24 protein-coding genes and 1 tRNA gene are annotated in these 23,598 nt (G+C 54.1%); 16 read left to right on the top strand and 9 right to left on the bottom strand.

Annotated features, from left to right (window positions below; translation table 11 throughout):
* Positions 1 to 32: 32 nt before the first annotated feature.
* From dctP to AB9F26_RS16735, 12 genes are all read left to right on the top strand, one after another.
* A complete protein-coding gene (dctP, locus tag AB9F26_RS16680; protein WP_335584491.1) occupies positions 33 to 1,052 on the top strand; it encodes a TRAP transporter substrate-binding protein DctP in 1,020 nt (339 codons plus the stop codon).
* Between the two features lie 72 nt (positions 1,053 to 1,124).
* Positions 1,125 to 1,706: a TRAP transporter small permease gene (locus AB9F26_RS16685; protein WP_335584490.1), complete on the top strand. Its 582-nt coding sequence runs from the start codon at positions 1,125 to 1,127 to the stop codon at positions 1,704 to 1,706.
* A gap of 12 nt (positions 1,707 to 1,718) precedes the next feature.
* Positions 1,719 to 3,005 (top strand): TRAP transporter large permease, encoded by a 1,287-nt coding sequence (locus AB9F26_RS16690; RefSeq protein WP_039000786.1) that lies wholly within the window; start codon positions 1,719 to 1,721, stop codon positions 3,003 to 3,005.
* Between the two features lie 13 nt (positions 3,006 to 3,018).
* Positions 3,019 to 3,459 (top strand): universal stress protein, encoded by a 441-nt coding sequence (locus AB9F26_RS16695; RefSeq protein WP_369768531.1) that lies wholly within the window; start codon positions 3,019 to 3,021, stop codon positions 3,457 to 3,459.
* A 9-nt stretch (positions 3,460 to 3,468) separates the two neighbouring features.
* Positions 3,469 to 4,233: an ectoine utilization protein EutA gene (gene eutA, locus AB9F26_RS16700; RefSeq protein WP_335584488.1), complete on the top strand. Its 765-nt coding sequence runs from the start codon at positions 3,469 to 3,471 to the stop codon at positions 4,231 to 4,233.
* 22 nt (positions 4,234 to 4,255) lie between these two features.
* Positions 4,256 to 5,269 carry a hydroxyectoine utilization dehydratase EutB gene (gene eutB, locus AB9F26_RS16705; RefSeq protein ID WP_335584487.1) on the top strand — a complete coding sequence of 338 codons (1,014 nt, stop codon included), beginning with the start codon at positions 4,256 to 4,258 and terminating at the stop codon, positions 5,267 to 5,269.
* Positions 5,262 to 6,251 carry a cyclodeaminase gene (locus tag AB9F26_RS16710; RefSeq protein WP_335584486.1) on the top strand — a complete coding sequence of 330 codons (990 nt, stop codon included), beginning with the start codon at positions 5,262 to 5,264 and terminating at the stop codon, positions 6,249 to 6,251. Before eutB ends, AB9F26_RS16710 begins: the two co-directional genes overlap by 8 nt.
* Before the next feature lie 19 nt (positions 6,252 to 6,270).
* Positions 6,271 to 7,458, top strand: coding sequence for an ectoine hydrolase DoeA (gene doeA, locus AB9F26_RS16715; protein ID WP_335584485.1), 1,188 nt, complete (start codon positions 6,271 to 6,273; stop codon positions 7,456 to 7,458).
* Positions 7,459 to 7,461: 3 nt separating this feature from the next.
* Entirely contained in the window at positions 7,462 to 8,484 is a 1,023-nt protein-coding gene (gene doeB, locus AB9F26_RS16720; protein WP_335584484.1) for a N(2)-acetyl-L-2,4-diaminobutanoate deacetylase DoeB, read from the top strand.
* A complete protein-coding gene (locus AB9F26_RS16725) occupies positions 8,474 to 8,953 on the top strand; it encodes an Lrp/AsnC family transcriptional regulator (RefSeq protein ID WP_335584483.1) in 480 nt (159 codons plus the stop codon). Before doeB ends, AB9F26_RS16725 begins: the two co-directional genes overlap by 11 nt.
* 101 nt (positions 8,954 to 9,054) lie before the next feature.
* Positions 9,055 to 10,530: an NAD-dependent succinate-semialdehyde dehydrogenase gene (locus AB9F26_RS16730; protein WP_369754459.1), complete on the top strand. Its 1,476-nt coding sequence runs from the start codon at positions 9,055 to 9,057 to the stop codon at positions 10,528 to 10,530.
* Between the two features lie 12 nt (positions 10,531 to 10,542).
* Entirely contained in the window at positions 10,543 to 11,916 is a 1,374-nt protein-coding gene (locus AB9F26_RS16735; RefSeq protein ID WP_369768532.1) for an aspartate aminotransferase family protein, read from the top strand.
* Positions 11,917 to 12,697: 781 nt separating this feature from the next.
* Here the strand turns inward: AB9F26_RS16735 and AB9F26_RS16740 are convergent.
* The 9 genes from AB9F26_RS16740 to AB9F26_RS16780 form a co-directional block, all read right to left on the bottom strand.
* A tRNA-Arg gene (locus tag AB9F26_RS16740) sits at positions 12,698 to 12,774 on the bottom strand.
* Positions 12,775 to 12,879: 105 nt separating this feature from the next.
* Positions 12,880 to 14,100 carry a cysteine desulfurase gene (locus tag AB9F26_RS16745; protein ID WP_369768533.1) on the bottom strand — a complete coding sequence of 407 codons (1,221 nt, stop codon included), beginning with the start codon at positions 14,098 to 14,100 and terminating at the stop codon, positions 12,880 to 12,882.
* Between the two features lie 15 nt (positions 14,101 to 14,115).
* Positions 14,116 to 14,682 carry a YIP1 family protein gene (locus tag AB9F26_RS16750; RefSeq protein ID WP_335584479.1) on the bottom strand — a complete coding sequence of 189 codons (567 nt, stop codon included), beginning with the start codon at positions 14,680 to 14,682 and terminating at the stop codon, positions 14,116 to 14,118.
* Positions 14,679 to 15,179 carry a YIP1 family protein gene (locus AB9F26_RS16755; protein WP_335584478.1) on the bottom strand — a complete coding sequence of 167 codons (501 nt, stop codon included), beginning with the start codon at positions 15,177 to 15,179 and terminating at the stop codon, positions 14,679 to 14,681. The genes AB9F26_RS16750 and AB9F26_RS16755 overlap by 4 nt, the downstream gene beginning before the upstream one ends.
* Positions 15,180 to 15,181: 2 nt before the next feature.
* A complete protein-coding gene (sufD, locus tag AB9F26_RS16760; RefSeq protein ID WP_369757742.1) occupies positions 15,182 to 16,453 on the bottom strand; it encodes a Fe-S cluster assembly protein SufD in 1,272 nt (423 codons plus the stop codon).
* A complete protein-coding gene (gene sufC, locus AB9F26_RS16765) occupies positions 16,453 to 17,208 on the bottom strand; it encodes a Fe-S cluster assembly ATPase SufC (protein WP_335584476.1) in 756 nt (251 codons plus the stop codon). Before sufC ends, sufD begins: the two co-directional genes overlap by 1 nt.
* Positions 17,209 to 17,333: 125 nt before the next feature.
* Positions 17,334 to 18,839, bottom strand: a complete 1,506-nt coding sequence (sufB, locus tag AB9F26_RS16770; protein WP_039000806.1) for a Fe-S cluster assembly protein SufB — start codon at positions 18,837 to 18,839, stop codon at positions 17,334 to 17,336.
* A 50-nt stretch (positions 18,840 to 18,889) separates the two neighbouring features.
* Positions 18,890 to 19,960: a cysteine desulfurase family protein gene (locus AB9F26_RS16775; protein WP_369768534.1), complete on the bottom strand. Its 1,071-nt coding sequence runs from the start codon at positions 19,958 to 19,960 to the stop codon at positions 18,890 to 18,892.
* Between the two features lie 8 nt (positions 19,961 to 19,968).
* The gene (locus AB9F26_RS16780) at positions 19,969 to 20,430 is read right to left on the bottom strand and encodes an Rrf2 family transcriptional regulator (protein WP_039000808.1); all 462 of its coding nucleotides are present in this window, start codon (positions 20,428 to 20,430) and stop codon (positions 19,969 to 19,971) included.
* 246 nt (positions 20,431 to 20,676) lie between these two features.
* Here AB9F26_RS16780 and AB9F26_RS16785 point away from each other — a divergent pair, with 246 nt between their 5' ends.
* The 4 genes from AB9F26_RS16785 (at position 20,677) to AB9F26_RS16800 (ending at position 23,507) form a co-directional block, all read left to right on the top strand.
* Positions 20,677 to 21,330, top strand: a complete 654-nt coding sequence (locus tag AB9F26_RS16785) for an alpha/beta hydrolase (protein WP_039000809.1) — start codon at positions 20,677 to 20,679, stop codon at positions 21,328 to 21,330.
* A gap of 2 nt (positions 21,331 to 21,332) precedes the next feature.
* On the top strand, positions 21,333 to 21,572 hold the full coding sequence (locus AB9F26_RS16790) for a hypothetical protein (RefSeq protein ID WP_335584473.1): 240 nt from the start codon (positions 21,333 to 21,335) through the stop codon (positions 21,570 to 21,572).
* Positions 21,572 to 22,159 carry an HD domain-containing protein gene (locus AB9F26_RS16795; protein ID WP_335584472.1) on the top strand — a complete coding sequence of 196 codons (588 nt, stop codon included), beginning with the start codon at positions 21,572 to 21,574 and terminating at the stop codon, positions 22,157 to 22,159. The genes AB9F26_RS16790 and AB9F26_RS16795 overlap by 1 nt, the downstream gene beginning before the upstream one ends.
* Positions 22,160 to 22,298: 139 nt before the next feature.
* Positions 22,299 to 23,507, top strand: coding sequence for an NADP-dependent isocitrate dehydrogenase (locus AB9F26_RS16800; RefSeq protein ID WP_335584471.1), 1,209 nt, complete (start codon positions 22,299 to 22,301; stop codon positions 23,505 to 23,507).
* Positions 23,508 to 23,598 lie beyond the last annotated feature (91 nt).

The raw sequence follows: 23,598 nt of genomic DNA on the forward strand, positions 1-23,598 counted from the left end.
AATCTGATGTCACTGAGGTTTAGGAGATTACGATGACCCAATCCGCAAAATTCACACTAAAGGCCTGCGTTGCAGCAAGCTTGACTCTTGCCGCACCCAGCGGTGTTTTGGCCGAAACTTGGCGCTATGCCTTTGAAGAGTCGATGGCCGACGTGCAGGGCGTTTACGCACAAAAATTCAAGGACGAGATCGAAGCGAATTCGGATCATGAGGTCCAATTGTTCCCTTATGGCACGCTTGGTGAATCGGCCGATATCATGGAGCAAACACAGGATGGAATTCTGCAATTCGTGGACCAATCACCTGGTTTTACCGGCTCTTTGATCCCCGAAGCCCAAGTTTTCTTTGTTCCGTATCTGTTGCCAACCGACCAAGAGCATTTGGCGCGTTTTTACCGCGAGAGCGAAGCGATCAACGGCATGTTCAAGCCGCTTTATGCCGATCAAGGGCTTGAGTTATTGAATATGTTCCCCGAAGGCGAAGTTGCCATGACGACCAAGGAACCGGTCAATACCTGCGCCGATCTAAACGAAGTTAAGTTCCGAGTCATGACCAACCCCTTGCTGGTTGAAAGCTACAAAGCCTTTGGCGCGACGCCAACCCCCCTACCTTGGGGTGAAGTTTATGGCGGCTTGCAAACCAACATCATTCAGGGCCAAGAAAACCCAACATTCTTCCTGTATTCTACCAAGATTTTTGAAGTTACTGACTACATCACCTATGCTGGCCACAATAATTTCACCACGGCCGTTATGGCGAACAAAGACTTCTATGACGGTCTGAGTGCAGACGATCAGTTGGTCGTGCAGAGTGCCGCATCCGCTGCTTATGATCACACTGTGGTCTATCAAGCGCAAGCTGCCGATATCGAACTGGCTAAAATTATGGAAGCCAAGCCGGAAATGGTCGTCACGGTTTTGACCGAAGACGAGCGCAGCTGCTTTAAAGAGGCTGCCGTGCAAGTCGAAGCGGCCTTCATCGAAATGACCGGTGATAGCGGTGCGAAAATCCTGCAGCAGCTAAAAGATGATTTGGCCGCGACTGCGAACTAAGACGCGTCACGGACAAGATGTTACTGAGCGAGGGTCCTCTCGCTCAGTAACGCACATGCAATCAGGGGTAGCATGATGAGCAATCAACCAAAACGCGCAATGCACGAGTCCAGTTTGCCCGGATTTTTAGGGGTGATTGACAGTGCAATCAGCCGCACCGAGTCCTTCCTCCTTGCAACCGGCGTGCTGCTTATGGCGGCCAATACAATCGCCAATGTGGTCGGGCGTTTTTTGCTGGGGAATTCGATCTTTTTCTCCGAAGAGCTGAACCGGATACTGATTATCCTCATTACTTTCGCGGGCATCAGCTATGCGGCGCGCCATGGTCGCCACATCCGAATGTCAGCAATCTATGATGCATTGCCACCGCGCATGCGCAAAATTCTGATGGTGATTATCTCGTTGGTGACGGCGTTGTTTATGTATCTGCTATGCTATTACGCCGTCAAATATATCGGCACTCAGGCCTCGCGCGGGCGGATTCTTCCCTCGTTGCAAATTCCGGTCTGGGTCATTCTGGTCTGGGCGCCCGTGGGTTTTTTCATGACCGGCACCCAATATCTGCTGACTGCAATCAAAAATCTCACGTCAAAAGACATCTACCTCTCGACCTATGTGCTCGAGGGATATGACGACGAAGAAATCGAAATCTGAGGAGACCGCCAGATGGCCGCGACTATTTTCAGCGTCATGATCGTGCTTTTGTTGTTGGGTTTCCCGATGATGATCCCGCTGATTATTGGCGCGTTCATCGGGTTTCTGATGATGTTTGACGGCTTTGGGCAGATGGAAACCATGGTGCAGCAAATGCTGGCCGGTATCCGCCCCGCGTCTTTAATTGCCGTACCGATGTTTATTTTTGCCGCTGACATCATGACCCGCGGCCAATCGGCAGGGCGTCTGATTGATGTCGTCATGGCCTTTGTTGGCCACATCCGCGGCGGGCTGGCAATCTCGACGGCCGCCGCCTGTACCATGTTTGGCGCGGTTTCAGGATCAACTCAGGCAACCGTTGTTGCCATTGGCTCGCCCCTACGGCCCCGTATGTTAGAAGCTGGTTACAAGGACAGTTTTGTGCTGGCTTTGATCGTGAATGCGAGCGACATCGCATTTCTTATCCCGCCCTCAATCGGGATGATTATTTACGGCGTGGTGTCCAATACCTCCATTGCCGAGCTGTTTATTGCGGGCATTGGGCCGGGCCTGCTGATCCTCGTTATGTTTTCGATCTACAGCTACATTTACGCGATCCGCAACAATGTCCCGACCGAGCCAAAGGCAACTTGGCGTCAGCGCGCGCGCACGTTGCGGCTTGCCTTATGGCCGATGGGTTTTCCAATTATCATCGTAGGCGGAATTTATGGCGGGATCTTTAGCCCGACCGAGGCGGCAGCGGCTTGTGTGCTCTACGCGTTGATCCTTGAGGTCGTTATTTTCCGCTCCATGTCACTGGACGACGTGTATCAAACCGCGAAATCAACAGGGCTGATCACCGCGGTTGTCTTTATCCTCGTTGGGGCTGGGGCGGCGTTCTCTTGGGTGATCTCTTTCGCGCAGGTTCCACAGGAAATTCTCAGTGCGGTTGGCATTTCCGACATGGGCCCGATTGGGGTGTTGTTCGTGATCTCGATCGCCTTTTTCATCGGCTGCATGTTTGTCGACCCGATTGTGGTGATCCTTATTCTGGTGCCGATTTTTGCACCCGTGGTGAAGTCGGTTGGCCTTGACCCTGTCCTCGTGGGCACAATCATCACGTTGCAGGTGGCCATTGGCTCGGCGACCCCGCCGTTTGGCTGCGATATATTTACGGCGATGGCTGTCTTTAAGCGTCCCTATATCGAAGTCATTCGCGGCACGCCGCCGTTTATTTTCATGCTGCTGAGTGTTGCGGTTGCGCTAATCTACTTCCCTCAAATCGCTCTGTTCCTGCGCGACCTCGCGTTTTCAAAATAGCAAGGAGTTTAAGATGTTTAAATCAATCCTTGCCCCCTTTGACGGTTCGCAAGGGGCCCAAACAGCCCTGCGCAAGGCGTTGGAATTACGCGCAATTTGTGGGGAGTGTTCGCTCACACTCCTGACCGTCTATCGCCACCATTCGATGCTTGAGGCGTCGATCTCGATGGTGGGCGCCGATCAAACCGGCAATCTGGATGAAATCATGCGCGGCCATGCAAAAGAGGTCGCTGAAAACGGCAAAGCGATTGCGGCTAAAGCTGGGTACACCGACGTCAGAGCCTTTGTGAAATCCGGTCCGACCGCGCGGGTCATTGTCAGCTTTGCCCAAGAGCATCAGAACGATTTGATCGTGATCGGCAGCCGTGGACTTGGCTCATTCGAAGGATATCTGCTGGGCAGTGTCTCCCACAAAGTCACGGGGCTTGCGGCCTGCCCTGTTATGGTTGTTTAGGAAAATAAAATGCCAATGAATGTGACCTCAACGGTGTCAGCCGTCCCAATTGAAATGGATGCACGCCCCGTCAAAAAGCGGATTGCGCTTGTTGTTCTGGCGACAGATCACACCACTGAACTTGATTTTTCGCGGATATGTGATCCCGCGGACATCGGAGTTTATGCTAATCGCATCGATTACCAAAACCCCGGCACAAGGGAAAATCTGCTCGCCACGGGTCCGCGACTGACCGAGGCCGCGGCCCAAATCCTGCCCGATGAAAAAATGGATGTCATCGCCTATGGCTGCACCGCCGCCTCGGTGGTTTTGGGCAATGACGCCGTTGGGGAATATCTGAATGCGGGCAAGCCAGACACACCATTTGTCACGCCAAGTTCCGCAGCGCTCGAAGCGTTCAAGGCTCTAGGGGCGCGCAAAATCAGCGTCCTGACGCCCTACTCCGCGCATATCTCGGACGCGGTGGTTGCGTATTTTTCGTCCCACGGCCCGGAGGTGGTGCGCGCCAATTGTCTGGGCGTAGACGACGACCGCGAGATTGCACGTCTATCGGAGGACACTATCATCGAGGCCGCGTGTGCTGCGATGGATCCCGATGCCGACGCGCTATTTTTGTCCTGCACGGGCCTACGGGCCGCTGTCTGTATCGCGCGGATTGAGGCGCGCATCGGCAAGCCCGTTGTAACCTCCAATCAGGCGATGATCTGGCGCTGTTTGCGTGAAATCGGATCGACAAAGCCCGTGGTCGGATATGGCCGCCTTTTCCAACATTAAGACCGAAACGGAAGTACGAATAATGACATCGCACATCACGCTCCAAGACAGTTTTGCCGCGCGCCAACGGATCGCGAGCGGCATTAGGCAGACGCCGCTGGTCGCCTCCCCTTCACTCAGTGCGCTTTGCGCAGCGGATATTTCGCTCAAGCTAGAGCAAACCCAAATCACCGGCAGCTTCAAGCTACGCGGAGCCACCAATGCCGTGCGATCGCTTTCGCAGGCTCAAAAAGACGCGGGCATTGTGGGCGTATCCACGGGCAATCACGGACGCGGATTGGCCTATGCGGCGGCGCAGGCTGGGGTACGCTGTATCATCTGCATGTCCGAACTGGTGCCGCAAAACAAGGTGGATGGCATCAAATCCCACGGGGCCGAAGTGCGCATTGTCGGGCGTAGTCAGGATGACGCGCAGGTCGAAGTGGACCGGTTGGTCGCTGAAGGCATGACCATGCTGCCGCCCTTTGATCACCTCGATATTATCGCAGGGCAAAGCACCGTGGCGTTGGAAATGCTGGAACAGGCACCGGACCTGCAAACCGTGCTTGTGCCGCTTTCGGGTGGCGGTTTGATTTCGGGCATGGCGATGGTGATGAAGGCGGTCAATCCGGCCATCCGTGTCGTCGGTATCTCGATGGAACACGGCGCGGCAATGTATGAATGCCTTAAGGCGGGAAAGCCGATATTTGTTGAAGAAAAACCAACGCTTGCGGACTCTCTTGGGGGCGGTATCGGGCTGGAAAATGCCTATACTTTCGCAATGACCCGCGATCTGGTGGACGATGTGGTGCTGGTGACAGAGGCCGAAATCGCGGCGGCAATCCGCCATGCCTATTGGGAGGAACGACAGGTCATCGAAGGCTCTGGCAGCGTGGGTATTGCTGCACTTTTGGCGGGCAAAATCACCAATCCGGGCACCTGCGTTTCCCTGATCAGCGGCCAAAACATTGATATGGCGCTGCATAAACGTCTGATTGATGGCGAGGACGTGGATGTCTCTGCCAAGCCGCAAAACACAGGAGGCCCCGATGCCTGATATCAAAATCCTGACTGAAGCCGACCTACGCCGCGCAATTTCTTTGGATGCGAATGCGGTGAGTTGTATCGAACAGGCGTTTCACCTGTTGGCGACCAAAGACGTGGTGATGCCCCCGATCCTGAGCTTTCACGTGCCGGAACATAACGGCGAAGTCGATGTGAAAACCGCCTATGTGCCCGGGATCGACAGCTTTGCGATCAAGATGAGTCCGGGTTTTTTCGACAACCCAAAATTGGGTCTGCCCAGCTTGAACGGCTTGATGGTGTTGTTTGACGCCACCACGGGCATTGTCAAAGCTGTTTTGCTGGACAACGGCTATCTGACGGATGTGCGCACGGCGGCGGCGGGCGCGGTTGCGGCCAAACATCTGTCGCGCGCGGACAGCAAAGTTGCGGGCATTCTGGGCAGTGGCACGCAAGCGCGTCTGCAACTGGAAGCGCTAACATTGGTACGCGGGATTGAGCGGGCGATTATATGGGGCCGTGACGCAGAGAAAGCGGCCGCATGCGCCCGCGATTGCGCTGCGCGTTTGGGGATTGAAGTCACCGTCGGCAGCATCGCCGATGTGATGACGGCCGCCGATATCGTGGTCTCCACCACGCCATCGGGCACGCCCCTAATTCACGCCAACATGCTGCGTACGGGCCAGCATATCACCGCCGTTGGCGCCGACGCGGATTACAAAACCGAACTGGCGCAAGACGTGATCCCCGCCGCGACGTTGTTTATCTGTGACCGCCGCTCGCAGTCGATCAAACAAGGCGAGTTGCGGCCTGCGATTGCCGCAGGCTCTGTCACAAATCCCAACAGCTATCCCGAATTGGGTGAGATTATCGCAGGCCAGAAAGCAGGCCGCCAATTGGCCTCTGACATCACGATTGTCGACCTGACCGGCACCGGTGTTCAGGACACAGCAATTGCCACGCTGGCTTATGAGCGCGCCGGTGCAGCAGATGCCGGAACGACAATTCACAGCTGACTTTTCAAGGAGTTACATTATGACACCCCCAAAACTCTACTTCTCGAAAGACGAATTCCAGCAGCGCATTCGCAAGACACGCGCCGAAATGGTTCAGCGCAATTTGGACCTTCTGATCGTGACCGATCCCTCCAATATGAACTGGCTGACGGGTTATGACGGCTGGTCGTTTTATGTCCACCAATGTGTGGTTGTCCCCCTGAGTGGCGACCCGATTTGGTTCGGTCGCGGACAGGATGGCAAAGGCGCTTTGCGGACCTGTTTTATGGCACCTGAAAACATCATCGGCTATCCCGATCACTATGTGCAATCGACCGAGCGCCATCCGATGGATTACCTGTCGGCGCAACTTGCGGATCGTGGGTTGGCCAAGGGGCGTGTGGGGGTTGAGATGGACAACTACTATTTCACCGCCGCCGCCTATGGCGCACTGCAAACCCATATGCCCAACGCGCAATTTGTGGATGCCAACGCTTTAGTCAACTGGCAACGCGCCGTGAAATCAGAGGCCGAATTGGGGTATATGCGGCAAGCGGGCAAGATCGTTGAAAAGATGCACCAGCGGATTTTCGACAAGGTGGAACCGGGGTTGCGCAAATGTGATCTGGTCGCGGATATCTATGATGCGGCCTTGCGCTATGACGAGGTTGCGGGGTTTGGCGGCGACTATCCCGCGATTGTGCCCCTACTGCCGTCCGGACCAGACGCCGCCGCGCCACACCTGACGTGGGATGATGCGCCGATGAAAAGCGGCGAAGGCACGTTTTTTGAGATTGCGGGGGTTGCGCATCGTTATCACTGCCCGCTGTCGCGCACCGTGTTTCTAGGAAAGCCGACCCAGACGTTTTTGGACGCGGAAAAAGCCGTACTTGAGGGGATGGATGCGGGACTTGAGAAGGCGCGCGCGGGCAACACTTGCGAGGATATTGCGCTGGCCTTTTTCGCTGTGCTCAATAAATACGGGATCGTGAAAGACAACCGCACGGGCTATCCCATCGGCCTTTCCTACCCGCCTGATTGGGGCGAGCGTACCATGTCGTTGCGCCCCGGAGACAAGACGGTTCTGGAGGAAAACATGACGTTTCACTTCATGACAGGCTTGTGGATGGACGATTGGGGCTTTGAAATCACCGAGAGTATCCGCATCGGCGCGAATGGCCCTGAATGCCTGTCGAATGTACCGCGCAAAATGTTGGTGAAGGACTAGGCCATGATCAAAAACCCAATCACGGCGACCATTCCATTGGATGCTGATGGCGTCCACCATGGCTTTCTGCGCCTCCCCTATAGCCGCGATGACAGCGCGTGGGGGTCGATCATGATCCCGATTTCGGTGATCCAAAATGGCAGTGGTCCAACCGCCTTGTTGACGGGGGCAAATCACGGCGATGAATACGAGGGACCGATTGCTTTGCAGGAATTGGCGGTCACGCTTACCGCCGCGCAAGTTTCGGGTCGTGTCATCATTGTGCCTGCGTTCAATTTTCCTGCCTTTCGCGCGGGTACCCGCACCTCGCCCATCGATAAGGGCAACATGAACCGCTCCTTTCCAGGGCGGCCCAACGGCACCCCGACAGAAAAGATCGCTGATTACTTTCAGCGCACATTGCTGCCGCTTGCGGATGTCGCGGTTGATTTCCATTCCGGTGGTCGAACCCTCGATTTTGTGCCCTTTGCCGCCGCCCATATTCAGGACGACAAGGCAAATGAAGCCGCCTGTTTTGCCGCAATGGACGCCTTTAACGCGCCCTATTCGGTCCAGCTTTTGGAGATCGACAACGCGGGAATGTATGACACTGCAGTCGAAGATATGGGCAAAGTTTTGGTCTCGACCGAGCTTGGGGGCGGTGGGTCTTCCTCGGCCAAATCCAATGCAATTGCTAAAAAAGGTCTGCGCAACATCCTGATTTATTATGGTATTTTGCAAGGCGAGATGGAGATCGCCCCGACCATAAAACTCGACGTGCCGGATGGGGATTGCTTCATCTTTAGCGAGGCCGACGGAATGCACGAACCTGTTGTCGATCTCGGCGAAATCGTTAGCAAGGGCGATGTCGTGGCCCGAGTTTGGCCCGTCGATCGCACGGGGATAGCGCCCACGCAATATCGCGCGGGCCGTGGCGGCATCCTGATCAGCCGGCACTTTCCCGGATTGGTTAAATCTGGCGACTGCGTGGCCGTCATTGGCGTGGATGTCAGTGTACCTAAAGCGGAGAATACTCGTGCAGCTTGATCATCGCGATCTGGAAATCTTGCGGATACTGTCGCAAGAGGGGCGGATCACCAAAGCGGCTCTGGCGGAACGCATCGGCCTGTCACCGACTCCCTGTTGGGACCGCCTAAGAAAGCTGGAAAAGGCGGGGTTAATTGATGGCTACCGCGCCCAGATTAATCTTAAAAAACTCGGGCCGCATGTGACGGTTTTTGTGGCGGCACAGATCGCGGACCACACGGCCGCCAGCTTTCAGGCCTTTGAAGCGGCGGTCCAGACCCATGACGAAGTTGTCGGCTGTTGGGCGCTTGGAGGGGGGCATGATTACCTGCTTCAGATCGTGACGCGCGACATCGACTCCTATCAACGGTTGATTGATGCCATGCTGGAATCGCGCATCGGGTTGTCACAGTATTTCACCTATTTTGTAACCAAACCGGTCAAGGGAACGGGCATCCCCCCCTTGGCCGCGCTATTTTCGCAAGAATAGCGTCCGACTGGCAGAGAATTCAACTGTAGCCCCTTCAAACTTTGGTCACTTCTTCTGTGGCAAACCTGCATGCTTGTGGCGAAACAGAAGGAGGAACGCCCGTGACCAAAACTGCCCTTTCCGCTCGCTCAGAAATTAAGGACAAAGCGCTTGTCCGCAGCTTTTCGTATATCAATGGGAAATGGTGCGCGGCGGAGTCTGGCGAGACCTTTTGCGTAACCGATCCCTCCAGTGGAGCGTTTCTAGGGGACGTTGCCTCGCTAAGTGGGGATGATTCCGCGCGTGCCGTGGATGCCGCGCAGCAGGCGTTTCCTCAGTGGTCGGGCCTGTTACCCCAAGAGCGTTCGGTGATTTTGCGGCGTTGGTTTGATTTGTTGATCGAGCACAAAGAGGACCTCGCGCGCATTATCGTTCTGGAGCAAGGCAAACCCTTGTCCGAAGCCCGTGGCGAAATCAACTATGGCGCTTCCTTTATCGAGTTCTATGCAGAAGAGGCCAAGCGCCCCAATATCGAGGGCGTAACCAGCCACCTGCAAGGGGCCGAAGTCGAAGTTTGGCTGGAACCCGTTGGCGTCGCAGCCCTGATCACGCCGTGGAATTTCCCCTGTGCCATGCTGACTCGCAAGGCGGCAGCGGCCATGGCCGTTGGTTGTACCGTTGTAGCGCACCCCTCTGGTGAGACGCCATTTTCCGCGCTGGCCTTGGCCGAACTTGCCGAACGTGCGGGCATACCGGCGGGCGTTTTCAACGTCGTAACGGGCCAAGCGGCCACGGTTGTGGAGCCTTGGACAAAAGACACCCGCGTGCGCGCGCTGTCCTTTACTGGATCAACCGAAATTGGACGATTGCTGTACCGGCAATCCGCCGACACGGTGAAAAAACTGGTGATGGAACTGGGCGGCCACGCGCCCGTCATCGTGTTCAAAGGAGCCGATATGAAAACGGCTGTGGAGGAGACGATCAAGGCCAAATTCTCAACCTCGGGACAGGATTGCCTCGGCGCCAACCGTATCTATGTTGAACGATCCGTCTATGCGGAATTTTGCGAGGGATTTACGGCGGCGACGAAAGCGATGACCATTGGCATCGGCATGGATGACTGTGACATTGGCCCCTTGATGAACGAAAAGGCCGTACAAAAGCAGGAAGAGCACGTCGCCGATGCGCTCGCCAAAGGTGCAAAGCTGGCTTGCGGTGGCAAACGCCACGTCTTAGGGCCGCTGTTTTACGAGCCAACAGTGCTGGTGGATGTGCCTGCCGATGCGCTGATCCTGCGCGAGGAAACCTTTGGCCCCGTTGCCGCGATATTGCCGTTTGAGACCGAAGACGAGGTGGTGGCCCGCGCCAATGATACCGAATATGGGCTGGTTGCGTACCTGCACAGCGACGATCCGCGGCGAATTTATCGCGTCAGCCGCGCATTACAATTTGGCATGGTGGCGGTCAACCGCACCCAAGTCACAGGAGCCCCTATCCCGTTTGGGGGCACAAAACAATCCGGATTGGGCCGCGAAGGCGCCCGATTGGGGATGGAAGAATTCACCGAAATCAAATACATATGCCGAAATTGGGCGTGAGGAGAAACTAAAATGCTGACTAATGATACACTCGGGCAATGGGATCGGGAAAACTTTTTTCACCCCTCCACACATCTTGCACAACACGCGCGCGGCGAAACACCAACACGCGTGATCAAGACCGCCTCAGGCGTCTATATCGAAGACCGTGACGGCAACAAAATGCTCGACGCGTTTGCGGGGCTTTACTGTGTGAACGTCGGCTATGGCCGTCAGGAAATCGCCGAAGCCATTGCGGATCAGGCGCGCGAGTTGGCCTATTACCACTCTTATGTTGGCCATGGCACCGAAGCTTCGATCACGCTTTCCAAAATGATCCTTGATCGCGCCCCTTCGAATATGTCCAAGGTTTATTTCGGCTTGGGCGGCTCGGACGCGAATGAAACCAATGTCAAATTGATCTGGTATTACAACAACATCCTTGGACGTCCCGAGAAGAAAAAAATCATCTCGCGCTGGCGCGGCTACCACGGATCGGGCCTTGTGACCGGATCGCTGACGGGGTTGGACCTGTTCCACAAGAAATTCGATTTGCCCATGTCGCAGGTCATCCACACTGAAGCACCGTATTACTTCCGCCGCGACAATCTCGATCAAAGCGAAGCCGAGTTTGTGGCTCATTGCGTGGCCGCATTGGAGGCACAGATTGAACGTGAAGGTGCGGATACCATTGCAGCCTTCATTGGCGAACCGATACTGGGAACCGGTGGCATTGTTCCACCACCAGAAGGCTATTGGGCTGCGATCCAAGCCGTTTTGCGCAAGCATGACATTCTGCTTGTAGCCGATGAAGTTGTCACTGGATTTGGCCGTTTAGGGACCATGTTTGGCTCGGATCACTACGGGATGGAATCCGATATTATCACCATCGCTAAAGGCCTGACTTCGGCTTACGCCCCCCTCTCTGGCTCGATCATCTCTGACAAAGTGTGGAAAGTTCTGGAGCAAGGCACGGATGAGAACGGCGCAATCGGACACGGTTGGACCTATTCTGCGCACCCGATTGGAGCTGCTGCGGGTGTGGCAAACCTCAAGCTGATTGATGACCTGAACCTGATCGAAAACGCCGGCACCATCGGCGCATACTTGAAAAAGTCGATGCAAGAAGCCCTGTCTGGGCATGCCAATGTTGGCGACGTGCGCGGCGAAGGAATGCTCTGTGCGGTCGAGTTTGTGAAAGACAAGGACAGCCGCACGTACTTTGATGCGGCTGATAAAATCGGTCCGCAAATATCGGCAACCTTGTTGGAACAAGACAAGGTGATTGCGCGCGCGATGCCCCAAGGCGATATCCTAGGGTTCGCACCGCCATTCTGCCTTAGCCGCGAAGAAGCCGACACCGTTGTTGCGGCAACGGCGCGGGCTGTGAAAACAGTCTTGGGCTAGCCAAAACAATATTGTCGCCCGCTTTCTCCTCATGGCGTTAGCGGGCGACAGCTTTTATTCCTAAGCACAGATGCTATAAGCCATCCATCGTACTGGAAAGCAATGCGGAACTCCAAATCGATATCCGCAATAAAATCGGTGTAGCCTTTGCTTGCGTTGGAAGCTTTGTAGTTTTTTTGATCACGTCCACCGAAGGGCAACCCACGCCCAACAACCTGCACTTGCCCTAGTTTATTTCCGGACCCGTTCGAACAATCTTTGCCTATGCATGGCGACGAGACACAGACGCGTTTCGGCGTGATGCAGTGTGCATCGCAACCACGCCTCAAGTTTCATCAGATTTGGTGTAGGGAATTCGACGCTGAACAAGTTAACAGCACGATGATCTTATGTCTGGACCACAAAAAAAACCACACCGCCAAAGCTTTCATCGGCCATGACTCCAACAATCTGCCTAATTGTACCGCCCTCAATGCTGTACGCCCTCGATCTGGCTCCATACTTCGCCTAGCCGTCTAAGCTGGCCTATCACGTGATGCCTCACATGTTGAAACATACGTCGATAACCTAGGCGCTACACAATGGCGCGACCGTTTGGGACTGCGCCGGATACTTTGCCACCAGCGCCGAGACGATACGGAAGGTTTACGGCCACCATTCGAGCGATTTTATGGTGTCTGCATTGGGTGCTGTGGAGCATAAGAAATAACGAAACGTTAAAGCTTAAACGTAACTATCAGTTTTTGGGGTTGCGAAAAGAGCAATAAACCCCTTATTTATATGGTGCACCCGACTGGATTCGAACCAGTGGCCTCTGCCTTCGGAGGGCAGCGCTCTATCCAGCTGAGCTACGGGTGCGCCTTGCGTTTACATAGGCCATTGATGCGCGCCCTGCAATCGAAAATCTCTGGCTTTTTCGATTGAGTGAATTTCGGAAAACCAGCTCTCTGAACCGTCAATCTTTTAGCCCAAAAGGTCGTGGCAAAGTTCGAGCGCATCGATAAGGGCGTCAACTTCTTCGACGGTGTTGTACATACCAAAACTTGCGCGCGCGGTGGCAGTCACGCCGAGAAAGGCCATAAGTGGTTGGGCACAATGGTGGCCAGCGCGCACAGCAACGCCTTTTTTATCAAGAACCGTCGAGACGTCATGTGCATGTGCCGCGCCCGCGAGTGTCATCGAGAAAATTGCCGCCTTGGACGCGGAATTTCCTTGGATTGTCAGCCAGTTAAGCCCGTCAAACTTTAGATTCGCATAATCGCGAAGTTTGGCTTCGTGCGCGGCAATATTGTCCATGCCAATGTCCATGAGATAGTCCAGAGCCGCGCCAAACCCAATGATTGGCACAATCGCAGGGGTCCCAGCCTCGAACTTCATAGGTGGATCGTTGTAACTCACACAGTCGCGCGAAACCTCGCGGATCATATCGCCGCCGCCAAGGAAGGGGCGCATTTCAGCCATACGTTCGGGGCGAATATAAATCGCTCCACAACCCGACGGGCCATATAGCTTGTGGCCAGTAATTGCATAGAAATCACAGCCGATATCTTGGACATCAACTGGCGCATGCACGGCCCCTTGCGAGCCATCGACGAGCACAGGAACGCCTTTTTCATGGGCACCTTTGGTGATCGCTTTGACGTCCACAACTGTCCCCAAAACATTGGAAACCTGCGTGACTGCGATAAGTTTTGTGCGGGGTGTAATGGCATCAAGGACAGCCTGAGGGTCTAGGTCCCCCGTCTCATCGGTTTCCACCCAAACGAGTTTGACCCCCAACCGCTCGCGCAGAAAATGCCACGGGACGATGTTGGCGTGGTGCTCCATGATCGACAAAATGATCTCGTCACCCGCCTCCATACGCGGCGCGGCCCAGGCATAAGAGACCATATTGATGGCCTCGGTCGTGCCTGAGGTGAACACGATGTGGTCCTCAGACGGCGCATTCAAAAACTGTGCGACTTTGCCACGCACGGCTTCATATTTGTCGGTCGCGAGATTAGAAAGATAGTGTAAACCACGGTGAACATTGGAATATTCATGCGAATAGGCGTTTGCAATTGTGTCGATAACCACTTGCGGCTTTTGGGCCGAAGCGCCGTTGTCGAGGTAAACCAACGGTTTACCATTCACCTCCCGCGAAAGAATTGGGAAGTCGGAACGAATTTTTTCGATATCATACATAGTGAAGTCCAAACCTTAAGCCGGCACGATCCCAAACAGGGAAACGAAGAAAATGAGAACAAGCGACAAAACAAAAAGGACACCGACAATCAATAGGAACGCCATACCAGTGCTGCGCAATTTATGGGCTTCTGCGAGGAAGCCCGCCATAAGATAAAGGAGATATGGAAGACCAATGAGAAGCGTCATGCCGCTTAGAGTTGGGCTGATGGTCGAGGCGAGGGCAATAATGAGCGGCAGCAGCATCATAAAACCTTGATGGGCGATCATTGCCATTGCTATATCTTGCAACGTGCCTGTCCCCTCCACGGTTCGTCCCGCCCAATAAAACAGGATCGTGGACAGCACGATATTGGAAGCCGCAACAATGACATACCCAGTGGGAGTGGGCGCGACCACGCCTTCTGCAACGGGTGCAATAAGGGTGACAACAAAGCCCATAATGCCAGTCAAAACAGACACGAGTGCCGCCAGTTGGACAAGCACCCTGCCCTGAATTCCGAGATCAAGGACGACCCGCATTCCCACGCGAGGCTTGGTCGCTAACAGGAGGAGCAGGTTTTGAATATCTATGCGGGTCACGTTTCCAGCGCTCCTAAATAGGTTGCTGCAGCCCGCAGACAAAAACCAAACATTCCGAAAAAAACAACCGCTAACACGATATTAACCGATGTTAACGCAGGACCGTTACCAATAAGGCCAGCCACCAAGCCTTGCAACAGCCACACGGGAGTCGACACTAGCAACGCCCAAAAAAGCGCCATGCGGGTGGTGAAACCATGGGCCTGCATGCGGATGAGCTTTTGCAAAATTACGACGACAAAACTGATAGCATAAAGAGCTAGCGGCATGAAAAACAACCAGCCAAGGATCGCCGCGCCAACGCGCGCATCAAATTCAATCGACGGATCAAGATAGGTTTCGCGCGCCAATCGCGGCAGTTGCGCAATGAAAATCACCACAACAGCAATCATCAAATACGCCAAAACCCGCGATTCACTGACGCCTTCGCGCAACTGCCGCGCAAAGGCGCGCGACGGCGCACGATAGCTGCCGATCATATCGCGGGTCAGCGACACAGCTAGCCTTCCAGATTGCGCAGCCAGAGCTCTAGCTGCTCTTGCACGACTTCACGCGCGCCAACATGCGCGATTTCTTCCAAGGCTTCGGCCAAGAATGCCAAGACCAGAAGTTCCTGCGCCTGACGGGATGGAATACCACGCGACCGCAAGTAAAACAGAGCTTCGTCGTCAATCGCACCCGTTGTGGAGCCGTGCGAACAGGCCACATCATCCGCGTAGATTTCAAGCTCTGGCTTGGCATAGAACTGTGCGTCATCATCCAACAAAAGCGCTTTGCTGATCTGATAGCCGTCCGTTTTCTGTGCCCCGGCCTTCACAAGGATCTTGCCTTGAAAAACACCCGTCGCACCGTTGCGCAGCACCTTTTTGAAAACCTGACGGCTCTCGCAATTTACTGCATCATGGGTAATGAAAATCGTGTCATCTTGGTGGAAATCAGCGCCGTCGCCCATTGCCGCCCCGCCCACATGTGCGGAGGCTTCGTCGCCGATGATTTCGATGATGCATTCATTGCGCGTCATCGCACCGTTGGCAGACAGGGTGAAGCTTTTGAGGCTGGATTTTGCAGCCATCCGCACGAAGATATGGCTCAACAAGGTGCGCTCATGGTCACGCCCTTGAAGACGGATATGATCGAATGCTGCATCTTCGCCAATTTCAACTTCAGTGACGATATTGCTGCGCGTCCCTGCTGTTCCTGTCTCCAAAAGCGTCAGGCTTGCGCCAGCGTCGACCTTGATAACATGGTGCAAAACGGCCTCTGCGTCATTCGCAGTATAGCTGATTTGTACGGGGCGCGTGACAATTCCAGTGGCACGAATAAGCGCGCCTTGGGGTGCAATCGCCGTATTAAGCGCTGCCAAAGGACGCGCAACGGGCGTTTGGCCCGCAATCTCAAGCGCGCCGTAAATCCCGTCTGCCCAATGGATATCAGTATTTGCGGAGAGAAGGTCGATGGTCAGGTTTTCGCCCGCCAAATCGTCGCTAGCCTCAGCATCAAAAATACCGTCCGTGAACACTAGCGTGAGGGGTTTTAACGAAGCAAACGGGCTTGGATCACGGTTCAAACGACCTGTGGGCGCAACGTCGACGCTCACAAACGCATCGGGCCGTGTGTATTTCCAATATTCGTCCCGCCGTACAGGAAGTCCTGTGGAACGCACCCGCGCCACAGCCGCTTCACGCGCGCTTTTGCTAAATCCATGAAGCACATCCGAGATACCTGAAAGGCGGGTCTCTAAAGCGCTTTCTACTTTTGCGGCCAATGCCATTATTCGGCCTCCTCTCGAAGATCAGCGTAGCCGTTATTCTCAACTTCAAGCGCCAATTCTGGGCCGCCTGATTTGATGATACGACCATTGGACATGATGTGAACAACGTCGGGTACAATGTGGTCCAGAAGGCGTTGATAGTGGGTGATCACAAGGAAGCTGCGCTCGCCGTCGCGAAGGGCGTTTACACCCTCGGCCACAAGTTTCATCGCATCAACATCAAGGCCAGAATCTGTCTCGTCGAGGACACAAAGTTTAGGAGCCAGCATCGCCATTTGCAGAATTTCGTTGCGCTTTTTCTCGCCACCAGAGAAGCCAACGTTGACGGGACGTTTCAGCATCTCTGCGTCGATCTTGAGGGCTTTTGCTTGAATGCGAACTTCTTTTAGGAACTCCCCAGCGGTCAGTTCTTCTTCGCCGCGCGCTTTGCGTTGTGAGTTCACGGCTGTGCGCAGGAAGGTCATGTTCCCTACGCCCGGAATTTCCACTGGATATTGAAACGCAAGGAAAACACCCGCTGCGGCGCGTTCTTCGGGATCAAGTTCGAGCATATCCTTGCCTTCAACTTCAATCGAGCCTTCAGTCACAACATAGCCGTCGCGACCCGCCAAAACATAGGAAGTGGTCGATTTCCCCGAGCCGTTGGGCCCCATAATCGCGTGGACTTCACCTTTGCCAATCGAGAGATTCACACCCTTAAGGATTTGCTTATCTTCTTCTTCAAGCTTGACGTGCAGGTTTTTGATTTCTAACATTTTATTCTCATTTCAAGTATTGCAGGAGATGGCGGAAAACCGAAGGATCAGTCTTCAATCTGCCAAAATTGCAGTGTTTAAATTAGGAGCGACGGCGCCAAAAGAATGGCGCCGAAATACGAGGGTCATCCAACCGAGCCTTCAAGCGAGATCGCAACCAAAGCCTGTGCTTCCATCGCAAATTCCATCGGGAGGGCCTGAAGCACATCTTTACAGAAGCCATTGACCACAAGCGCAACCGCGTCTTCTTCGCCGATGCCCCGTTGGCGACAATAAAAGAGTTGATCGTCGTCAACTTTGCTGGTGGTCGCCTCGTGTTCAACGCGGCTCGAGTTGTTTTTGACTTCAATATACGGAACCGTGTGCGCCCCGCATTTGTCGCCAATCAACAGGCTGTCACATTGGGTGAAATTCCGGCTATTTTTCGCCTTGGGGTGCATCGACACAAGACCGCGATAAGTATTTTGTGCCCTACCTGCAGAAATGCCCTTAGAAACGATCCGTGATTTCGTATCGCGCCCGAGGTGCACCATTTTCGTGCCCGTATCAGCTTGCTGATAGTTGTTGGCAATCGCGATGGAGTAAAACTCGCCTTGGCTCTCGTTGCCGCGCAGAATGCAGGATGGGTATTTCCAGGTTACCGCAGAACCGGTTTCAACCTGTGTCCACATAATTTTCGCACGATCGCCGCGGCAATCCGCACGTTTCGTTACGAAGTTGTAAATACCGCCAACGCCGTTTTCATCGCCTGGATACCAGTTTTGGACCGTGGAATACTTAACTTCGGCGTCTTCTTCGATGATGATTTCAACGACGGCCGCGTGAAGCTGTGCGACATCGCGTTTGGGGGCGGTGCAACCTTCCAAATAGCTCACATAGCTGCCTTTGTCGGCAATAATCAATGTGCGCTCAAACTGGCCGGTATTCTCGGCATTAATCCGGAAATATGTGGACAATTCCATCGGGCAGCGCACGCCGGGAGGCACGTAAACGAACGAACCGTCCGAGAAAACGGCGCTATTAAGCGTCGCATAGAAGTTGTCCGAAACCGGCACAACCGATCCCAAATACTTCTTTACCAAATCAGGGTATTTTTTGATCGCTTCGGAAATCGAGCAGAAAATTACACCGACTTTTTCAAGGTCTTTCTGAAAAGTTGTGCCCAAGGACACCGAGTCAAACACCGCATCAACGGCAACTTTGCGCTCGCCTTCTGGCGCTTCAACACCGGCAAGAAGCGCTTGCTCTTTCAAGGGAATACCAAGCTTCTTGTATGTTTCCAGAAGCTTAGGATCGACATCATCCAAGGACTTTGGCTTTTCTTCCATGCTTTTTGGACGCGCGTAATAGTAGATATCTTGGAAGTCGATGTCGTGATAGTTTACCATCGCCCATTTCGGCTCTGTCAGGTTTTCCCAACGCGCAAACGCGTTAAGGCGCCATTCGGTCATCCATTCCGGCTCATCGTTCTTGCTGGAAATCAACTTCACAATATCAGGGTTCACGCCTTTAGGAGCGTATTCCATCTCAATTTCAGTGTTCCAGCCGTGTTTATATGTGCCCGCTAGCGAATTTACCGCGTCAACGGTCTCAACTTCTACACCGTCTTTGACTTTAACCTGATCCAAAATGGACCTCCTAACTTCCTATGCCCGAGGGCGAATTTCCACCCAAAAGGGCCTTATCTGCGCGCCGCGTGGCGCTTGTATGCTGCGGTCCAAGCTTCCGCAAAACGCAGCACTTGATCCTCGGTTGTGTTCGGCCCGATGGAAACGCGTAAAGCACACGAGGCCTCTTGATCGCTAAATCCCATCGCCCGAAGAACTCGGCTCGCACGGACTTTTCCCGACGAACACGCCGAGCCAGCCGAAACGGCAAACCCTGCAAGATCCATCTGCATCACTTGCGTTTCCCCCTTCCAACCGGGTGTGAGGAAACAACTTGTATTCGGAAGCCGCGCGCTCCTATTCCCGACAAAAATAGTCTCTTTCACAGATTCTGCCAGTGCTTTTTCTAGAATGTTTCTAAGTTTGTCAATTTCCGCCCAAATTCCAGCGTCCAAATCCCGTTTTGCGGCCTGTGCAGCCGCCCCAAATCCGGCGAGTCCGATCACATTCTCGGTGCCCGAACGGCGGCCCATTTCTTGGCCACCCCCAAGCGCGTTTTCGATCTCGACACCCTTACCCAGAATCAAAGCCGCGGCCCCCTTCGGCCCTCCGAACTTATGCCCAGAACAAATAGCCGCCTGCGCATAAGCCTCTGAAAAGTTGAACGGAACCTTGCCGATCACCTGTGTTGCATCAACCATCCCGATGGGGCGTCGCTTGACCGCAGATTGCAAAACACCTGTCTCGGAATTGGCGACTTGCAAGGTACTCAGCGGCGCGTTTTTGTCCCAAATAATCTGACCATCGGGGTCCACAGGAATAATTTCAGAACCCGCGCACGCTTCAATTTGTGCAATCACCGCATCGTGTTCAATTTCAGCGCCCGTTAGGTCTGATTTTCCCGCAAACCACATTTGAGCGGCTTCGGTCGCCGAACTTGTGAAGGCAATATCCTGCGGATCACAGCCTGCGAGGTCCGCCACCTGTGCGCGGGCGCGCTCGACCAATGCCTTGGCCACGCGCCCTTCTGAGTGCACGCTCGACGGATTTCCGACCACATCCATCGCCGCAATCATCGAGTCACGCGCCTCCTGCCTGAGGGGCGCGGTTGCATTCCAATCCAAATATACTCTGAGGTGCCGCATTTTCTCGCCTACTCGTCGTCAACGACTTCAAGAAGGTTCGGAACCGCCGGACAGGGGATCACCCCATTCTCAATCACATCAGAAAGACGTGTTTGGTGTAAAAACACATAGACGTTGGCGCTCAGACCTTCCCACAGCCGGTTGGTCAAACTCTGCGCACGACTACCAGACGCGCCACCACTGGCTCCCGCCCCTTTATGCATCGCAGATACCGTTTCATCCACCGCACCAAAAATCTCGGACACGCGAATGGCGTCAGCACTGCGCGCCAAGCGATACCCGCCCCCAGGACCGCGCACCGAAACCACAAGCTCCGCGCGGCGCAAACGCACGAAAAGCTGCTCCAAATAAGGGAGGGAAATGTCTTGGCGACGCGAAATCTCGCCCAGTGACGTCGGCTTCCCTTCAGGTTGCAACGCCAAGTCCGTGAGGGCAACCATGGCGTAACGCCCTTTTGTGCTCAATTTCATTGGTCTCTCCTAGCCGCAATTCGGGTTACAGCGCCCTTTTTCAAACAGTTTCCGATATCTTCACCTCGGATTGGCCTCAAAAATCGGTATTTCATTGACGAAAGGCAGTACGCACCTTAGGTCAGACAAGATCGTTTGGTCGCTATCGACCCCATAGTTAGAATTGTTCTAAATTACCTGAGGCTTTCCGTCAAGATTGCCAGAGCAATTTAGATCAAACGCAATAGAAAGAGACAGGGACCCCTCATGCCCGAAGTAATTTTTCCCGGCCCCGAAGGCCGCCTCGAAGGCCGTTACCACCCGCAAAGACCAAAGGACGCGCCGATTGCAATCATTTTGCATCCGCATCCGCAGTTTGGCGGCACGATGAACAACAAAGTTGTCTACAACATGCACTACGCCTTTTATAAAATGGGCTTTACCGTGTTGCGGTTCAATTTTCGCGGCGTGGGCCGCAGCCAAGGCGAGTATGATCAAGGGATCGGCGAGTTGTCGGATGCCGCGAGTGCGTTGGATTATTTACAATCAATGAACCCGAACGCCAAACATTGCTGGGTTGCTGGCTTTAGCTTTGGTGCGTGGATTGGCATGCAGCTTTTGATGCGTCGCCCTGAGATCACCGGATTCATTTCCGCGTCGCCCCCCGCGAATATGTATGACTTCAGCTTTCTTGCACCCTGCCCCGCGTCTGGCCTGATTATCAACGGCACCGCCGACCGCGTCGCACCGCCTGCGGATACACGCGCGCTTGTGGACAAATTACACGAGCAAAAAGGCATCACAATTACCCATACCGAACTTGAAGGGTCCGGCCACTTCTTTGAAGAGCCACATATGGACACGATGATCGGCCATGTGGACACATATGTACGCCGTCGTTTAACTGAGAACACCCGTTAATCATGGGTGTTCTTGATGATCTCGCAGACGAACTCGCCCGTGACGCACTTGATGCGGGCGACAGGATGGGTCAAAACGAATACTATAGGGAAGTGGCGAAAGTTCTGAGTGAAAGCTCAGCGACGCTTGAAGAAACCTTCCTAACGTCGATCCGCATCCGCCTTGCGGAACGGCGTGGGCGTGCGTTTTTGACTGAAACCCTTTCGAATTTTGCCAAAGAGGCAAAAAGGCCTAGTTCCTGATGAAGCATACCTCGTCTCTCGCCCAACAGTTCGCTTTTCTCGAAGAAGCCGATCGCCTGAAAAATATCCTGCGTGCGACACCGATCCACGACGATTCCCGACCTGAGAATTCTGGTGAACACAGTTGGCACGTCGCCCTTTATGCTATGGTCCTTGCAGAGCATGCGGCCCCTGACGTGAACATTAATCGTGTCGTCAAAATGCTACTTCTGCATGATCTGGTCGAGATTGATGCGGGCGATACCCCCATTCACGGTGATTTTGATGCCGCCGAGCAAGAGGCCAAGGAGAAGTTGGCCGCAGATCGAATTTTTGCCCTTTTACCCGTCGCTCAGGCGCTTGAATTCCGTGCGTTGTGGGATGAATTTGAAGCCGCCGAAACACCCGACGCAATCTTTGGGAAATCCATCGACCGTGTGCAGCCGCTGGCGCTGAATATGGCATCCGGTGGCGGTTCATGGCGCGAATATAACGTCACTTTGGATCAAATCGACGCACGCGTTGGCACAAAAGTCGCGCGCGGCGCGCCGACGGTTTGGACTTATATCCGCGCCCGCGTTGAACACTTCTTCGTCACTCAAGACTAGTATAGCGACTTAATGGTTTTCAAAGCTAGGGTCGCCGTTTGTTTTTGAAATATGTATACAATAGTATACACACTTTGACTTTCCCCAAATTTGAGCTACAAGCGGCACAAATCCGACTCACCTAACCAAGAGGCCTCCCATGACCAAAATCAAGGTGGAAAATCCCGTTGTCGAACTCGACGGCGACGAAATGACCCGCATAATTTGGCAATTCATCAAAGACAAGTTGATCCTGCCCTACCTCGATATTGATCTCAAATATTATGATTTGGGCATCATGTCGCGGGACGACACCAATGACCAAATCACGATCGACTCTGCCGAAGCGATCAAGAAATATGGCGTTGGCGTCAAATGCGCGACCATCACCCCCGACGAAGCGCGGGTTGAGGAATTTGGCCTGAAGGAAATGTGGCGCTCCCCCAACGGCACGATCCGCAACATTCTGGGTGGCGTTGTGTTTCGCCAACCGATCATTTGCAAAAACGTGCCGCGCCTTGTTCCCGGCTGGACAAAGCCCATCGTCATTGGCCGTCACGCATTTGGCGATCAGTACAAAGCCACCGATTTCCGCTTTCCGGGCAAAGGTAAACTGACGATGAAATTCGTCGGCGACGACGGCACTGTTATTGAACGCGACGTTTATGACGCGCCTGCCGCGGGTGTGGCCATGGGCATGTACAATCTTGACTCCTCAATCATAGATTTCGCCCGCGCATCGCTCAACTATGGTCTGCAACTGGGTTGGCCCGTGTATCTCTCGACGAAAAACACCATCCTCAAGGCCTATGACGGGCGCTTCCTCGACCTATTCCAACAGGTCTATGAGGAAGAATTCGAAGCGGATTTCAAAAAAGCAGGCATTTACTACGAGCACCGTTTGATCGACGACATGGTCGCCTGTGCGATGAAATGGAACGGCGGTTTTGTTTGGGCTTGTAAGAATTATGACGGCGACGTGCAGTCCGACACCGTGGCGCAAGGCTTTGGCTCGCTCGGCCTAATGGCTAGCAAGTTAATGACGCCTGATGGCAAAATCGTCGAAGCAGAAGCGGCCCACGGCACAGTGACGCGTCACTTCCGTCAGCACGAAAAGGGCGAAGCAACCTCGACCAATTCCATCGCGTCGATTTACGCATGGACGGGTGGTTTGAAACACCGCGCCAAGCTCGATGACAATGCACAGCTGGTGGCCTTCGCGGAAACGCTTGAGAAAGTGGTCATAGACACCGTTGAAAGCGGCCACATGACCAAAGATCTCGCCCTGCTTGTCGGACCAAACCAAAGCTGGCTCACAACAATGGGCTTCCTTGAGAAAGTTGACGCGAACCTGCAAGCCGCCCTTTAGGCTTCCAGCTTTATTGCACTTGCGCCCCCGCTTCGGCGGGGGTACTCGTTCCACATCATTATTTCGCAATAATCCGCCGCGTATTTTGCCA

The organism is Falsihalocynthiibacter sp. BN13B15 (assembly GCF_041205415.1).
In the GTDB taxonomy this organism is placed as follows: Bacteria; Pseudomonadota; Alphaproteobacteria; order Rhodobacterales; family Rhodobacteraceae; genus Falsihalocynthiibacter; species Falsihalocynthiibacter arcticus.

Bases quoted from the DNA above. Each gene is read 5' to 3' on its own strand.
- AB9F26_RS16690 (WP_039000786.1), top strand. From the start codon at position 1,719: ATGGCCGCGACTATTTTCAGCGTCATGATCGTGCTTTTGTTGTTGGGT.
- AB9F26_RS16745 (WP_369768533.1), bottom strand. From the start codon at position 14,100: ATGTATGATATCGAAAAAATTCGTTCCGACTTCCCAATTCTTTCGCGG.
- AB9F26_RS16785 (WP_039000809.1), top strand. From the start codon at position 20,677: ATGCCCGAAGTAATTTTTCCCGGCCCCGAAGGCCGCCTCGAAGGCCGT.
- AB9F26_RS16685 (WP_335584490.1), top strand. From the start codon at position 1,125: ATGATGAGCAATCAACCAAAACGCGCAATGCACGAGTCCAGTTTGCCC.
- AB9F26_RS16775 (WP_369768534.1), bottom strand. From the start codon at position 19,960: ATGCGGCACCTCAGAGTATATTTGGATTGGAATGCAACCGCGCCCCTC.
- eutA (WP_335584488.1), top strand. From the start codon at position 3,469: ATGCCAATGAATGTGACCTCAACGGTGTCAGCCGTCCCAATTGAAATG.
- AB9F26_RS16800 (WP_335584471.1), top strand. From the start codon at position 22,299: ATGACCAAAATCAAGGTGGAAAATCCCGTTGTCGAACTCGACGGCGAC.
- sufC (WP_335584476.1), bottom strand. From the start codon at position 17,208: ATGTTAGAAATCAAAAACCTGCACGTCAAGCTTGAAGAAGAAGATAAG.
- doeB (WP_335584484.1), top strand. From the start codon at position 7,462: ATGATCAAAAACCCAATCACGGCGACCATTCCATTGGATGCTGATGGC.
- AB9F26_RS16780 (WP_039000808.1), bottom strand. From the start codon at position 20,430: ATGAAATTGAGCACAAAAGGGCGTTACGCCATGGTTGCCCTCACGGAC.
- dctP (WP_335584491.1), top strand. From the start codon at position 33: ATGACCCAATCCGCAAAATTCACACTAAAGGCCTGCGTTGCAGCAAGC.
- AB9F26_RS16710 (WP_335584486.1), top strand. From the start codon at position 5,262: ATGCCTGATATCAAAATCCTGACTGAAGCCGACCTACGCCGCGCAATT.
- eutB (WP_335584487.1), top strand. From the start codon at position 4,256: ATGACATCGCACATCACGCTCCAAGACAGTTTTGCCGCGCGCCAACGG.
- AB9F26_RS16790 (WP_335584473.1), top strand. From the start codon at position 21,333: ATGGGTGTTCTTGATGATCTCGCAGACGAACTCGCCCGTGACGCACTT.
- AB9F26_RS16795 (WP_335584472.1), top strand. From the start codon at position 21,572: ATGAAGCATACCTCGTCTCTCGCCCAACAGTTCGCTTTTCTCGAAGAA.
- AB9F26_RS16695 (WP_369768531.1), top strand. From the start codon at position 3,019: ATGTTTAAATCAATCCTTGCCCCCTTTGACGGTTCGCAAGGGGCCCAA.
- sufD (WP_369757742.1), bottom strand. From the start codon at position 16,453: ATGGCATTGGCCGCAAAAGTAGAAAGCGCTTTAGAGACCCGCCTTTCA.
- doeA (WP_335584485.1), top strand. From the start codon at position 6,271: ATGACACCCCCAAAACTCTACTTCTCGAAAGACGAATTCCAGCAGCGC.
- AB9F26_RS16735 (WP_369768532.1), top strand. From the start codon at position 10,543: ATGCTGACTAATGATACACTCGGGCAATGGGATCGGGAAAACTTTTTT.